Origin of the sequence: Lactobacillus leichmannii (assembly GCF_024701915.1) — a bacterium.
GTDB classification, from domain to species: Bacteria; Bacillota; Bacilli; order Lactobacillales; family Lactobacillaceae; genus Lactobacillus; species Lactobacillus delbrueckii.
The window spans coordinates 40,809-54,675 of sequence record NZ_QOCY01000042.1; the positions used below are offsets into that span (position 1 = coordinate 40,809).

Below are 13,867 nucleotides of genomic sequence, written 5' to 3' on the forward strand. Positions count from 1 at the left end.
GCTTATGCTTGTCGAATTGGATATCCAGAATTTTGCTATCATTAAGAGTCTGAAAATCAAGTTTCAGCCGCAAATGACAGTCCTGATCGGGGAAACCGGGGCCGGCAAGTCCATCTTGATCGATGCTTTGTCACTTTTGCTGGGCCACCGGGCCCAAAAAGAAATGGTCCGGTCTGGCCAGAGCAAGGCAGTGGTGACGGGCCTTTTTACCCTGCAAGATGAGGAAATGCGGGAAGTTGAACAAATCGCGGATGACTACGGCCTGCCGATGGACGGTGATGACCTGATCATCAGCCGGGAGATTTCCAGCAAGGGCCGGAACGTCATCCGGATCAACGGGCAACTGACCACCATCACCGCTTTGGCAAAAATTGGTGAGTACCTGGTCGACATCCATGGCCAAAACGACCAGCAGATGCTGATGGACCAAAGCCGGCAGATTGACCTAGTCGATGAATACGCGGGCAAGGACTTCAAGACCCTTTTATGCAAGTACCAGGCTGAATACCAGACCTGGCAAAGCCTTAACCAGCGCCTGGAGCACCTGCGCCGGGACAGCCGGGAACTGGCCCAGCGCCAGGACATCCTCCAGTTCCAGGTCGAAGAGTTGACCCAAGCGGATTTGACGGATGAGCAGGAAGACCAGAACTTGGAAGACGAGTTCAACAAGCTGAACAATTACCAGAAGATTGCTGAATCCGCCAACTTCATGATCCAGCTTTTTGACGATGACGAGCATGGCTTAACCAGCCTGCTGGGGGATGCCCAAGGAACGGCAGAAGATTTGGCCGACCTGGACAAGGACTTCAAGAATGTGGCCCAGTCCATTACTGACGGGGTATATTCGCTGAGCGATGCCCGCTCAGAACTGGGCGACATCATGGACAGCTTGGAATTTGATGAAGAACGCTACCAGTACGTGCAAAACCGCCTGGACCTCTTGAACAACTTGAAGAAGAAGTATGGACCAAGCCTGGCAGACGTTTTTGACTTCTATGCAAAAGTCTCCAAGGAGCTCAGCCAGTTTGAAACTGGTGGCCTTGACGAAGAAGAACTGGTCAAGCAGATAGCCGCTGTTGAGGAAAAAATGTCAGTCATGGCGGCTGACCTCCACCAGGCCAGAGAATCTACCGCCTTGAAGCTGGAAGAAGCGATCAAGCATGAACTGGCTGACCTGTACATGGACAAAGCCCGTTTCTCCATCCGCTTCGCCAAGACTGATAATTTCACGGTCAAGGGGACTGATGACCTGGCCTTCTACATCGCGCCAAACCCAGGCGAAGAGCTAATGCCACTGGTCAAGATCGTTTCCGGCGGGGAACAGTCCCGGCTGATCCTGGCCCTAAAGGCTATCTTTTCCCGGGTTGAGCCGGTTGGCACCATGGTCTTTGATGAAATTGACACCGGGGTTTCCGGCCGGGTGGCAGCGGCCATCGGCAAGAAGATGCACGCGATTGCCGGCCAAAAGCAGGTTATCGCCATCACCCACTCCCCGCAGGTAGCGGCCAGCGCCGACCACCGCTTTGCCATCGCCAAGCAGGTTGCAGCCGGTGAGACCTTTACACAGGTCAAGGAACTTGATGAAGACAGCAGCATCAAGATGATCGCCCAGATGATGGCCGGAGCTAATGTCAGCGAAGCTGCTGAGCAAAACGCGGCCGACCTGATTGCCAGTCAGCAGAAACAAGATTAGAAAATAATTATCAAAAAAATAACTCTCTTGCCAGAAGGCAGGAGAGTTTTTTGCATGCGCATGGGAAGAATACGCAATTTCTGCTTTAATTGCAGGTGAAAAGCGTCGACAATGGATAATTGCTGTTTTAATTTAAGTTTAAACATACTCCCAGATTCGCCCTCTTCTTCCCGCAGGCAGAAAAGGCGGTCAAGAAGTACGGGTCCAACTACGGGACGGCTTCAAAGTACATGCTTTATAACTGGCCGTATATGTAAAAGGGCTGGACGGGGTCCAACCTGTCTTGGAAGATGGTCAAGAATAAGTACTATCTCAACTGCTTACTTGATCAGACCGGAAATCAATAATGTCTACAACGACAACCTCGGCGGCTGGCAGTTCAAGTACGCCAGCGTGAAATAACGAAAAGCGTAAGAGAACATAACTGCAAAAAGAGTCTGGAAAAGCCAGGCTCTTTTTTGCTTTAAGGCAGCTCAACTGTTAAAATGTCATTAATGTCAAGCAAGTAAAAAATCTTGTTGTCGGCATCGCGGAAAACGAAGCGGCTGGGTGAAATCCGCTTGGTGATCTTGCCAACCCGCCAGCTGCCGTCATTTAAGGTGACCAGGAGATACTGCCTCTTCAAGAAGGCCAGCTGCAATTTAGCTAAGTTAACTGCCAGGCTGTCGCCGCGGAGGGTGAGCCGGTCTTCGTCATAAGCAAAGAGATAGTGAAAGGCCTTCTTAAGGGGCTGAGCGGCTCGGCTGGCAAAGTTTTGAAATTTGGACATGGTGAATACTCCTTTAAGTAAATCATTTTCGAACGCCTGTTTGTAAACATATTATACGAACAAGTATTCGAAAAAGCAAGCCCCTTTTTTAAAAAAGCTTTTTTCGGCCTTAAGACTTGATCAGAAGGCGCTTATGGTCCAAAATAGAATTACTAGTCAAAAAAGGAGCTATCATGGCAGATAAAGGATTACTGTTGGTTTTGTCCGGCCCGTCCGGGGTGGGCAAGGGAACCGTCAAAAGCGCAATTGTTGAACACAAGGTCTTCCCCTTCGAATACTCAGTCTCAATGACTACCCGCAAGCCCCGTGAAGGCGAAGTGAACGGGAAAGACTACTACTTCGTGACCAGGGAAGAATTCAAGCAGGCGATTGCTGACAATCAGCTGCTGGAATACAACGAATACGTCGGCAACCTTTACGGGACCCCTTTGGGCCCGGTCAAGGAAATGTTGGCTGCCGGCAAGGACGTCTTGCTGGAAATCGATGTCAACGGGGCCAGAACGGTTCGCCAACAAATGCCAGAAGGCGTCTTTATTTTCTTGACGCCGCCTGACCTGCACACTTTAAGAGACCGGCTGGAACACCGGGGCACGGAATCCGAAGACGTGATCCGGGGCAGAATTGCCCAAGCGCGCAAGGAAATTCTGGTGATGCAGGACTATGATTATGCGGTAGTCAACGACACTGTCGCCAACGCCGTCAACCACATTAAAGCAATCGTTGACGCTGAACACGTCAGCGTCAAGCGCGTGATCGGCGATTATCGGAAAATGGTTAAGGAGGACTAAGATGAGAATTACCTATCCATCAATTGACAAGCTGCTAGATGAAGTTGATTCAAGATACTCACTGTCAGTTCTGGCTGCCAAGCGGGCTGGTGAACTGGAAGCCGGCAAGCCGGGCGCTTTGGACAACTACCACAACTTGAAGCCGGTCGGCCAGGCATTGGAAGAAATTGCTGCCGGCAAGGTAACGATTGACGCTGACCCTCACGGTGAAGCTGACAAATAATCCTTGAAGAGGAGCGGACCAGAAGCCCGCTCCTCTTTTAGCGTAAAGGAAGGGAGAAGGACTTGATCGCAGAAGTTATTGTCGATGTGGCCGCCCACCAGACTGACCGCGTTTTTGAATACCATATCCCTGATGACCTGGAAGTTGAAATTGGCAGCCGGGTAGTGGTGCCTTTTGGCCGCCGCAAGGTCCAGGGCTTTGTCGTCGCCGTGAAAAAAAGCAGCGACTTTACCGGCCAGTTAAAGGACCTGCTCTTAGTGGTCGATGAAATGCCGCCTTTGACTCCCGAGCTGGTCGCCCTGTCCAGCGACCTGGCCCGGCAGATTTTTGCCTACCGGATCAGTATCCTCAAGACCATGCTACCGGGGGTAATGCGGGCCAATTACCGGAAAATCCTCCTGCCAAACAGCCCGCGGGCAGAGCAAATGCCTCTTTTTGCGGGAGACCCGGTGGATTTGGCTAACTTAGAAGAGCCGCGTCTGATCAAGCTGGTCAAGCAGCTCCTGAATAAGGGGGAGGCCAGGATAGAATACCTGGTTGAAAATAAGGCGAAAAAGAAGCTGGTTTCAGTCTACTATCCGCTTCTATCGGCCGCTGACTACCAGGAGATTTTTTTAGAAACTAGAAAAACGGCCAGCCAGCAAAGAAAATTGCTGGCAGATTTGGCCGGGGACTTTGCGGCTTATCCTAAAAGCCGGGAAGAATTGACCAGTCTGGGCATCAGTTCAGCAACTTTAAAAACGGCGGTTAGCAAGAAATGGCTGCAGGAAAAAGACCAGGAAAAATACCGGCGGCCAACCAAGCCGGTTGCTCCCAGCCGGCCTTTAGACCTAAATGACGAGCAGGCCGCGGCCTTGAGCCGGGTCAGCCAGGACATCAAGGGCCGGGTCAGCCAGACCTTTCTTTTAGAAGGAGTGACAGGGTCCGGGAAAACCGAAGTCTACCTGCAGGCGATCAGCCAGGCCCTGGCCTTGGGCAGGGCAGCCTTGATGCTGGTGCCGGAAATTTCCCTGACCCCCCAGATGGTCAAGCAGGTCCAGGCCCGCTTTGGCCAGCAGGTGGCGGTTTTACACTCGGCCTTGTCGGAAGGTGAGCGCTATGACGAATGGCGCAGGATCCGCCGGGGGCAGGCCCAGGTGGTCGTAGGCGCTAGAAGCGCGGTTTTTGCCCCCTTGGACAATTTAGGCCTCATCATTATCGATGAAGAGCATGAAGGCTCCTACAAGCAGGACAACAATCCCCGCTACCATGCCCGGGACGTGGCAATTTGGCGGTCCCGCTACCACCACTGTCCCTTGATTTTGGGTAGCGCGACGCCGTCTTTGGCCAGCCGGGCCCGGGCCCAAAAGGGGGTCTACCAGCTTTTGCGCTTAAAAAAGCGGGCCAAGAGCCAGCCTTTACCGCGAGTCGACCTGCTTGACTTAAAGCACGTGCAGTTTGCCGGCAGCCAGTTTGACATCTCCTGTCCATTGGCTGAGGCGATTCAAAAGCGGCTGGAGAAAAAAGAGCAGGTAATCCTGCTTTTAAACCGGCGGGGCTTTGCCAACTTCATGCTCTGCCGCAATTGCGGCTTTGTTTTAAAGTGCCCTAACTGCGACTTGTCCTTGACCATGCATAAGGACACTTGTACTATGCAGTGCCACTATTGCGGCTACCAAGAAGCTGTTCCGGAAATTTGTCCCAACTGCCGGGACCGGCAGATCCGCTTTTTGGGGACGGGGACGCAGAAGGTGCAAGAAGAGCTGGCTGAGCTTTTTCCGCAAGCTAAAATCCTCCGCATGGACGTGGACACGACCCGGAGGAAGGGCAGCTATGACAAGATTTTGACCAGTTTTGGCCAAGAAGAAGCCGACATCTTGCTGGGCACGCAGATGATCGCCAAGGGCCTGGACTTCCCTAATGTAACTTTGGTTGGGGTAATCAATGCCGACACTGGTTTATGGCTGCCCGACTACAACGCTTCTGAGCGGACTTTTGAGCTGCTCACGCAAGTAGCTGGCCGGGCAGGGCGGGCCGACAAGGAAGGGCAGGTCATGATCCAGACTTATAATCCGGACCACTACGCTATCCACCTGGCGCAAAAGCAGGACTATGAGCTTTTTTACGCTAAAGAAATGCAGGTTCGCCATGCCGGCGACTACCCGCCTTACTTTTACACGGTCCTGGTCTCCGTTTCAGCCAAAAATGAGCAAAACGCGGCCCGGGAGGCTTTTAAAATCAAACGGCAATTGCAGAGGGAATTGCGGGCGCCGACTATTATCTTAGGTCCGGCTCCGGCAACGATCAGCCGCTTAAAGAGCCAGTATTATTACCAAATACTGGTAAAATATAAAAGAGAAAAACACTTAAATGAGCTCCTGCACCAGATCCAGGACCAGGCCCAGGAAGTGAAAAAGTACGGCCTGACTGTTGAGATCGATTCAGAGCCAGAGAGAATTATGTAAAGGAATAAAAACGTGAATTCAGTAATCTTTTTAGGAACGCCGCAATTCGGCGCTACAGTTTTGGAAGGCCTGATCAAGGCCGGTTATCATATTTTGGCCGTGGTCACCCAGCCGGACAAGAAGGTTGGCCGCAAGCAAAAGGTCGTTTACTCCCCGGTCAAGGAAGTGGCTTTGGCCAACGACTTGCCTTTATACCAGCCAGTCCGCCTGTCCAAGTCAGCTGAACTTGACGAATTGCTGCAGCTTGACGCCGATTTCATCATCACCGCGGCCTTTGGCCAGTTTTTGCCGACCAAATTCCTGAAGTCCGCTAAGATCGCTGCTGTTAACGTGCACGGATCCCTTTTGCCGAAATACCGGGGCGGGGCACCGATCCAGTATGCGGTCAGAAACGGGGATGCGGAAACCGGGGTCACCATCATGGAAATGGTCAAGGAAATGGACGCCGGCGACATGTATGCCCAGGCCAGCCTGCCGATCAGACCAGATGAGACCAGCGGGGAAGTCTTCGAAGAACTGGCTCCGCTTGGCCGGGACCTGCTTTTGGAAACTCTGCCAAAGATTGCCAGTGGCGAAATTGTCAAAAAGCCGCAGGATCCAAGCCAGGTAGTCTTTTCCCCAACCATCAGCAAGGCTGAAGAAAGAATTTCCTTGAAATTGACGGCCAAGGAGGCCAAGGACTTGATCCGGGCCCTCAATCCGGACCCAGGCGCCTACCTGGTCATCAAGGGCCAGCGCTTAAAGGTTTGGAAGGCAGAAGTGGCTGACGACAACACCAGTCTGCCAGCTGGCCACCTTTTGACCAACCAGGGCCGCTTTGCTATCAGCTTTGCCGGCAACACGGTCTTGAACCTGCTTGAAGTCCAGCCAAATGGCAAGAAGGCTATGGCCATCAAGGACTTTTTGAACGGGCAGGGGAAGAAGTTTGCAGCAGGAGAAAAGATCGTAGATGAAGACTAACGCCCGCACCGTGGCTTTGGCCACCTTGATGAAGGTGATTAACCAGGGCTCATATTCAAATATCAGCTTAAACCACGCGTTAAAGGCGGCTAAGCTGCCGGGTGAAGAGAGCCGGCTGGCCACCAACCTGGTCTATGGGACCATCCAATACCAGCTTTACCTGGAATACCAGCTCAAGGACCTGGTCAAGGCCCGGCTGAGAGAGCCATATATCAAGCCCCTTTTATTGATGTCGGCCTACCAGATCTTCTTTTTAGACAAGGTGCCAAACCGGGCAGTCTTAGACGAGGCCAACAAGCTGGCTAAGGCCTATGGCCGGCCAAAATCTAGCGGCTACCGCCTGGTTAACGGGATTTTGCACTCGCTTTTACGGCGAGGAGAGGTCCTGCCGGAAAAAGACGCGCCAGACTATCTCAGCGTCAAGTGCAGCATGCCCCTTTGGCTGAGCGACTATTTCGTAGCCAACTGGGGCAAGAGCAGGGCAGAAAAAATCATGGCCAGCTTCAACAGCAAGGCGAAAAACGAAATCCGGATTTCGGCTTTGGCTGATGAAAAGCGGGTCGTCCGGGACCTGGACCGGGCCCATTTTGCCCCTCAGGAGTCGCCTTTGGCCAGCCGCAGCTATGCCTTAAGCCGGGGCGGGATCGTGATGACCGACTTTTTCAAAGATGGTGAAGTGACGGTGCAAGACGAAGCAGCCAGCCTGGTGGCAGAAGCCTTTGACTTTAAGGGAAATGAGCAGGCCCTTGATGCCTGCAGCGCCCCAGGCGGCAAGACCATTCAAATAGCTGAGCAATTGCCTGACGGGCAAGTGACTGCTCTGGATATCCATGAAAAGAAATTGCGTCTGGTCAAGGAAAATGCCGCCAGAATGCGGGTTGCTGACCGGGTCAAGGTCAAAGCTTTGGACGCGCGGAAGGCAAGGGAGTATTTTTCCGGGCAAGAATTTGATAAGATATTGATAGACGCACCATGTTCCGGTCTGGGACTGCTGCGCCGCAAGCCGGAAATCCGCTACACGAAAACAGCGGAAGACATCAGCCATTTGGCTGAAATCCAACTGGACATTTTGAACGAAGTATCCGGCTTGCTGAAAAAGGGCGGGGAGTTAGTCTACTCCACCTGCTCAATCTCTGTAGAAGAAAACGAAGAAAACGTGCGGAAATTTTTAGCCGCGCATCCAGATTTTGCATTGAAACCATTTGAAACGGCCAAGATCTCCGCGCCCAAGGGGATGCTGAAGATCCTGCCCGACAGCTACAATAGTGATGGATTTTTCATTGCCAAGTTTACGACAAGAGGTTAGTACTTGTGATTAAAACGGCATTTGCTTCAAGTATTGGTAGAGTTAGAGAGAGCAATCAAGACTTCGTTCAGATTTTTCAGAATCGCGTTGGGGCAACCATGGCCATCGTCTGTGATGGGATGGGGGGCCACCAGGGCGGCGACGTTGCTTCCACGATGGCAGTCAGCCACCTGGGCCACAATTTCGCTAACACCGACCTGCACGACAAGAATCTGGCCAGAAAATGGCTGGACGTCCAGCTGCGCTCAGAAAACGAAACGATTCTGAAGGCCGCAGACCGCTTCCCGGACTTGAACGGGATGGGCACGACGATTGTCCTGGCCATGTTCTTTGACCAGGAAGTCTTGCTTGCCCACCTGGGTGACTCCCGGGCCTACAGCTACTCTGAAGGGAATTTCCGCCAGATCACTGAAGACCACTCTTTAGTCAATGAACTGGTCAAGATGGGGCAGATCACCAAAGAACAGGCGAAGACCCACCCGCAGAAAAATATCATTACGCAAGCCTTAGGCGTTTCAAGCACTATTGATCCGGAATATAATGAACTTGAAATGAAGACTGACGACGTGCTCCTTCTCTGCACTGACGGCTTGACCAATTCCCTATCGGATCCTTTGATTCAACAGGTTTTGGCGACCAAGGGCCTGAACCTGCAGGAGAGGTGCAACAAGTTGGTCAATGAAGCCAATCGTCTGGGCGGCGGCGACAATATCACCGTCTGCCTGGCCGTAAATGAGGAGGATGGCGCGAGTGATCAATAAAGGTTATTTGCTTGGAGACCGTTACCGGATCGTCGACACCCTGGGTGAAGGCGGAATGGCCAACGTCTACCTGGCTGATGACATAATTTTGAAGAGACAGGTCGCCGTTAAAATTATTCGCCTTGATTTGCAGAAGGACTCCCAGGTTCTGGCCCGCTTTCAAAGAGAGGCCCTGGCCACCAGTGAACTGAGCCATCCTAATATTGTCTCCGTTTTTGACGTGGGGACCGACCATGGCCTGCCATATATGGTCATGGAATACGTGAAGGGACCTGACTTAAAGGACTATATCCGGGAAAACAGCCCGATTCCCCTCCCGCAGGTCATCAAGATCATGGACCAGATTTTGTCAGCGATGGAACTGGCCCACAAGCACAATGTGATTCACCGCGATTTGAAGCCGCAGAATATTTTGATGGATGAAAAAGGCAACATCAAAATTGCTGACTTCGGTATCGCGGTCGCCTTGAACCAAAGCGCGATCACCCAGACCAACTCGGTCCTGGGTTCGGTGCACTATATGTCTCCTGAGCAGACCCGGGGCGGGATGGTCACCAAGCAGTCTGACATCTATTCTTTGGGGATCATCCTGTATGAGGCCTTGACTGGCCATGTACCCTTTAATGGAGAAACGCCGGTGGCAATTGCCCTCAAGCATGCTGAAGACGATATTCCGTCCCTTAGAAAGCAAAACAAGGCCATTCCCCAGGCCCTGGAAAACGTTGTTTTAAAAGCGACGGCCAAGGATCCGCGGGACCGGTATGCTTCCGTGGCTGAAATGAAGGCAGACCTGGACTCTAGTCTGGATCCGAGCAGGGCAGGCGAAGCAATTTACCGGCCAAGCCACGGCAATAATGATGAAACTAAGATCCTGCCAGCCTTGAATGGCAAGGTCATGCAGGCTGAGAAGGCCAAGGAAGGCAAGGCTGAAGAGCCAAAGAAGCGGTCTTTCTGGGCTAGTATCAAGAAATATAAGTGGTGGTGGATTGGGTCATTATTCCCGGTTTTTGCCATCCTGCTCTTCATGTTTTTGGCAGTTGACCATAACAATGTCCGGGTGCCGGACGTCGTGAACATGACGGAGAAGGCAGCCAAGACTTCTTTGAAGAGCTCGGGCCTGGCAGTAGGCGCTGTTAAGCGGACTTACTCCAGCGATGTTAAAAAAGGCAAGGTGATTTCGACCACGCCGAAGGCCAACAGTCCCGTTGACAAGGGGAAAAAGGTCAACCTGCTGGTGTCTAAGGGACCAAACTTGACCAAGGTGCCCGATGTTGAGGGCCTTTATTTGTCGATCGCCAAAAAGAAGCTGAACAAGCTGGGCTTCAAGGTCAAGAGCCGGGAGGCGCCATCAAATGAGTACCTGCCAGGCTTGATCATTTCCCAAAGCGTCAAGGCCGGCCGCAAGGTAGATGCCTCTAAGACAACGATCACTTTGGTGGTGGCCGTGGCTTTAGAAGACCAGCCTAAGCCTTCAAGCTCCTCCAGCAGCAAGAAGGCAACTTTTAAACTGGCCGATCTGACGGGCAAGAGCCTGGAAGACGCCCAGTCTTACGCCAAGAGCAAGAAGCTCAACGTCAAGGTTGAGAAGGACCACTCGGACAGCGTGGACAGCGGTGACGTGATTTCCACTGATCCTGCCGCTGGCAGTGAGGTCTCTGAGGGTGATACTTTGACGATTACGGTCTCCAAGGGGGCTGAGAAGAAAGAGGTCAAGAAGACCTTCACGGTTGACTACCAGGCTGCAGAGAGCTCATCAAGCTCAAGTGAGTCAAGCTCCAGCTCTTCCTCCAGCCAGGGCAACCATGTCCGGATTTATATCCAGGATGACAACCACAGTCTCGGCAATATTTACCGGGACCTTTACATCACCAAGGACACGGACTTTACGATCACCTTTTCTGTTACTAAGGGTGACGGTAAGATTAAGATTGTCCGTGATGACCAAACTGTAGTTGATGAGACGATTTCGGCAGATGACAGTGAAAGCGGGAATTAAATGGCAGAAATAGTACAAGGAACGGTAGTTTCTTTAATTGCCGGCTACTACGACGTGCAAACGCCGGCAGGAGTCGTGCGGACCAGGGCCCGGGGCGTTTTCCGCAAGAACCGGGAGAAGCCCCAGGTCGGTGACAGCGTGCAGGTCAAGCTGGATGAACAGGGCTTGGCTTATTTGGTGAAGATTCTGCCCCGGAAGAACCGGATCGGCCGGCCGGCGGTGGCTAATGTCGATCACGTGCTTTTGGTCATTTCGGCAGTTGAACCAGATTTCTCCACCGCTCTTCTGGACCGCTTCTTGGTCTTTTTTGCCTGGCAGGGAGTAGAGGTAACGATCTACCTGTCAAAGAGCGACCTGCTGGAAAAGGAAAAATTGGCAGAAATTGAAAGCCAGCTGGCTTACTACCAAAAGATCGGCTACCGGGTTTACCTGGACAGGGAAAGCCTGGCAGCAGAACTTCCCAAACAGATCGGGGAAAGCGAGATCTGGACTCTGGCTGGCCAGTCAGGGGCGGGGAAGTCAACTTTGCTGAACTTTATCAAGGAAGACGCGGGCCAGGCGACGGGCGCGATCTCAACCAGCTTGAACCGGGGAAAACATACAACCCGGACGGTTACCCTTTTCAAATTAGGGGAAGGCTTTTTAGCAGACACGCCAGGCTTTTCGGCAATTGATCTGACCCCGATCAAGCTGAATGAACTGTGTACGTATTTTAAGGAATTTAAGGCCTTGAGTACGGGTTGCAAGTTCCGGGGCTGCCAGCACCTGCACGAACCGAAGTGCGCGGTCAAGGACCAGCTGGCTCTAGGTGAAATCGCAGCTTTCCGCTATGATGACTATCTGGCCATGCGGACGGAAATCGAGGAAGGCCGGATGCCGGAATATTTGAAGTGATGAAATAAGTTAGGGTAGGGTGTTTTGTGATGGACGCGGCAGTGTTGCTTGGCGGGCCAAAGGAAGAATGGCCGGCTGATTTGAAGGAGCAGCTGAAGCAGGCGCAAGCTAAGGGTGACCTTTTGATTGGGGTCGACCGGGGAGCGCTGCTTTTGCTGGAATTAGGTTTTAAGCCGGATTTGGCAATCGGGGATTTTGACTCGCTGAAGGCTGATGAACTGGCCTGGGTAGAAGGGACGGTCGCGGATATCCGCTATTCGGTGCCCAAGAAGGACTGGACTGATTCAGAATTGATGCTGGGGATTGCTTTTGGCGATTATAAGATTGACCAGCTAAAGGTTTACGGGGCTACTGGCGGCCGGCTTGACCACGCGGCGATCAATGCTTTTGGCATTTTGAACCCGGACCTGCGCAAGTATGCCAACCAGCTGACCTTGATTGACAAGCAGAATCTGATTTTTTACCGGCAAGCTGGCAGCTACGAGATTAAGCAGCAGGACTATAGCTACTTTGGGGTGACCTGCCTTCTGCCGGTAGAAGATTTGACGATTGAGGGGGCCTTGTATGACCTGGCTCCTTATAGCGGCGACTATCTACGCTCCTTTACTTCTAATGAGTTTTTGCCAGATAAGGATAGCTGCCGGTTATCCTTGAAGAAAGGCTTAGTAGCGGTTGTTTATTCTAAAGATTTAGACCGCTACCAAATGGCTTGATTTGCAAAAGATAGTTTAATTAATATTATAAAAAAGTCTCGCTGAAAAGCGGGACTTTTTCGCGCCTTTGACGTGATTTTACAAAGAAATGCAAATATTCCTCCGTGAAATCGCTTATCGATAAATAGCTTATTTGTATAATAAAAGTTAAGGGATATTATCTCAAACTATTGTGTGTTTATAGAGGTAAGTCATATGGAAAATAAAGCGAAAAAAAGATGAAGCAAGTGCAGCTGAAACGACGGCAGACTCAGACTCAGCCAGCCAGAAGGCGCAAGCAGCCAAGACGGCTGATGATGAAGCTCAAGCAGCTTTGGCTGACCAAGAAGGCAAGGTAAGCCAAGCTCAAGATAAGGTTAATCAAGAGAAAAAGGAAGTTGACCAGGTAAACGGCCAGGTTAAGGAACTGACCGACACGGATAACGAGGCTAAGGCTGCCAGCGACGCCGCAAATAAAGACTTAGCTGCAAAGAAGGCAGCCGAAAGCGAAGCTGAGCAGGAATACCAGGCTTTACCTAAGGTAGTGGCCAATGACGCCTTGAAAAGGAAAAATTGACTAAGGCGCAAGAAGCAACTTCTGCCGCTCAAAAGACGGCTGATGAAAAGGCTGACGCGCTCAAGGCCGCTGACGCTAAGCTTGTTCAAGCCAAACAAGAACTCGCAAGCGCCGAAAGCAACCTGTCTGCTAAGCAAGCAGCTTTGACTACGGCAAATGAAACTCTTGCTGCGGCTAAGCAGGAAAAGACTGCTGATGCCCAAAAGGCATTGGAAGCCGATAAAGAAGCTTCTGCAGCAGACAAGGCAGCACAAAGCAAACTGGCCAGCGTAAACAAGGAAGCAGCGGATTTGGCACTTACTGAAGCAAAGAAGCACCTGGCTATTTTGGAAGCTTTGGAAGAAGCAAACGAGCCGAGCGAAACTCCAACCACTCCAAGCGACAACAAGCCGAGCGAAACTCCGACTACTCCAAGCGAAGACGAACCAAGTGAAAGTCCGGCTGACTCCGGGGAAACCGAAACTATCGTAATTCCGGCTGGCAAGACTGAAACCAAGGCAACTGGCAAAAAGCAAGCGCAACTTTGCCGCAAACCGGCGAAAGCCAGAATAAGTCCGCCTTTTTGGCAGGGATTGTGGCACTGCTGGCCAGTGCCAGTCTCTTTGCCTTTGGCCGGCGTAAGAAGAACGAAAAGTAATTGTATAAACAATAAAAGTGTTGGAAAAGCGACTCTATTTCAGAGCCGCTTTTTGTATACAGCTTTTTTAAAAAATTAGAATAGTATATTTACATTTTAATTTTTCAGTAGTATTATTTTAAGCATA

13 protein-coding genes and 1 pseudogene are annotated in these 13,867 nt (G+C 51.6%); 13 read left to right on the forward strand and 1 reads right to left on the reverse strand.

Annotated features, from left to right (window positions below; genetic code table 11):
* Window positions 1-4 precede the first annotated feature (4 nt).
* Together recN and DS743_RS04595 are read left to right on the forward strand one after the other, a co-directional pair.
* Entirely contained in the window at window positions 5-1,693 is a 1,689-nt protein-coding gene (gene recN, locus DS743_RS04590) for a DNA repair protein RecN (protein WP_035184668.1), read from the forward strand.
* Between the two features lie 155 nt (window positions 1,694-1,848).
* A pseudogene (locus DS743_RS04595) lies at window positions 1,849-1,947 on the forward strand (ABC transporter substrate-binding protein); the annotation flags it as partial.
* Window positions 1,948-2,156: 209 nt separating this feature from the next.
* On the opposite strand, the gene DS743_RS04600 reads toward DS743_RS04595, so the two are convergent.
* Window positions 2,157-2,462, reverse strand: coding sequence for a hypothetical protein (locus DS743_RS04600; RefSeq protein WP_003615513.1), 306 nt, complete (start codon window positions 2,460-2,462; stop codon window positions 2,157-2,159).
* 173 nt (window positions 2,463-2,635) lie between these two features.
* Here DS743_RS04600 and gmk point away from each other — a divergent pair, with 173 nt between their 5' ends.
* From gmk to DS743_RS09275, 11 genes are all read left to right on the forward strand, one after another.
* Window positions 2,636-3,250, forward strand: coding sequence for a guanylate kinase (gene gmk, locus DS743_RS04605; RefSeq protein ID WP_002879689.1), 615 nt, complete (start codon window positions 2,636-2,638; stop codon window positions 3,248-3,250).
* A 1-nt stretch (window position 3,251) separates the two neighbouring features.
* Window positions 3,252-3,473 carry a DNA-directed RNA polymerase subunit omega gene (gene rpoZ, locus DS743_RS04610; RefSeq protein WP_002879690.1) on the forward strand — a complete coding sequence of 74 codons (222 nt, stop codon included), beginning with the start codon at window positions 3,252-3,254 and terminating at the stop codon, window positions 3,471-3,473.
* 62 nt (window positions 3,474-3,535) lie between these two features.
* Window positions 3,536-5,917 (forward strand): primosomal protein N', encoded by a 2,382-nt coding sequence (gene priA / locus DS743_RS04615; RefSeq protein ID WP_035184666.1) that lies wholly within the window; start codon window positions 3,536-3,538, stop codon window positions 5,915-5,917.
* 12 nt (window positions 5,918-5,929) lie between these two features.
* Window positions 5,930-6,877, forward strand: a complete 948-nt coding sequence (fmt, locus tag DS743_RS04620; protein ID WP_003611980.1) for a methionyl-tRNA formyltransferase — start codon at window positions 5,930-5,932, stop codon at window positions 6,875-6,877.
* Entirely contained in the window at window positions 6,867-8,183 is a 1,317-nt protein-coding gene (gene rsmB / locus DS743_RS04625) for a 16S rRNA (cytosine(967)-C(5))-methyltransferase RsmB (RefSeq protein WP_013439847.1), read from the forward strand. Before fmt ends, rsmB begins: the two co-directional genes overlap by 11 nt.
* A gap of 5 nt (window positions 8,184-8,188) precedes the next feature.
* Complete coding sequence (locus DS743_RS04630; RefSeq protein ID WP_002879694.1) at window positions 8,189-8,944, forward strand: Stp1/IreP family PP2C-type Ser/Thr phosphatase; 756 nt, start codon at window positions 8,189-8,191, stop codon at window positions 8,942-8,944.
* Window positions 8,934-10,940 (forward strand): Stk1 family PASTA domain-containing Ser/Thr kinase, encoded by a 2,007-nt coding sequence (pknB, locus tag DS743_RS04635; RefSeq protein ID WP_181406061.1) that lies wholly within the window; start codon window positions 8,934-8,936, stop codon window positions 10,938-10,940. Before DS743_RS04630 ends, pknB begins: the two co-directional genes overlap by 11 nt.
* Entirely contained in the window at window positions 10,941-11,834 is an 894-nt protein-coding gene (gene rsgA, locus DS743_RS04640) for a ribosome small subunit-dependent GTPase A (RefSeq protein WP_016396451.1), read from the forward strand.
* A gap of 29 nt (window positions 11,835-11,863) precedes the next feature.
* The gene (locus DS743_RS04645; protein ID WP_035184662.1) at window positions 11,864-12,547 is read left to right on the forward strand and encodes a thiamine diphosphokinase; all 684 of its coding nucleotides are present in this window, start codon (window positions 11,864-11,866) and stop codon (window positions 12,545-12,547) included.
* Between the two features lie 313 nt (window positions 12,548-12,860).
* A complete protein-coding gene (locus tag DS743_RS04650; RefSeq protein ID WP_035184661.1) occupies window positions 12,861-13,103 on the forward strand; it encodes a hypothetical protein in 243 nt (80 codons plus the stop codon).
* Window positions 13,100-13,819, forward strand: a complete 720-nt coding sequence (locus DS743_RS09275; protein WP_035184660.1) for a hypothetical protein — start codon at window positions 13,100-13,102, stop codon at window positions 13,817-13,819. The genes DS743_RS04650 and DS743_RS09275 overlap by 4 nt, the downstream gene beginning before the upstream one ends.
* Window positions 13,820-13,867: the final 48 nt, after the last annotated feature.

What these genes read in the sequence shown, in the direction of transcription:
- DS743_RS04645 (WP_035184662.1), top strand. Translation starts at nt 11,864, where the DNA reads ATGGACGCGGCAGTGTTGCTTGGCGGGCCAAAGGAAGAATGGCCGGCT.
- rpoZ (WP_002879690.1), top strand. Translation starts at nt 3,252, where the DNA reads ATGAGAATTACCTATCCATCAATTGACAAGCTGCTAGATGAAGTTGAT.
- DS743_RS04600 (WP_003615513.1), bottom strand. Translation starts at nt 2,462, where the DNA reads ATGTCCAAATTTCAAAACTTTGCCAGCCGAGCCGCTCAGCCCCTTAAG.
- rsgA (WP_016396451.1), top strand. Translation starts at nt 10,941, where the DNA reads ATGGCAGAAATAGTACAAGGAACGGTAGTTTCTTTAATTGCCGGCTAC.
- rsmB (WP_013439847.1), top strand. Translation starts at nt 6,867, where the DNA reads ATGAAGACTAACGCCCGCACCGTGGCTTTGGCCACCTTGATGAAGGTG.
- recN (WP_035184668.1), top strand. Translation starts at nt 5, where the DNA reads ATGCTTGTCGAATTGGATATCCAGAATTTTGCTATCATTAAGAGTCTG.
- gmk (WP_002879689.1), top strand. Translation starts at nt 2,636, where the DNA reads ATGGCAGATAAAGGATTACTGTTGGTTTTGTCCGGCCCGTCCGGGGTG.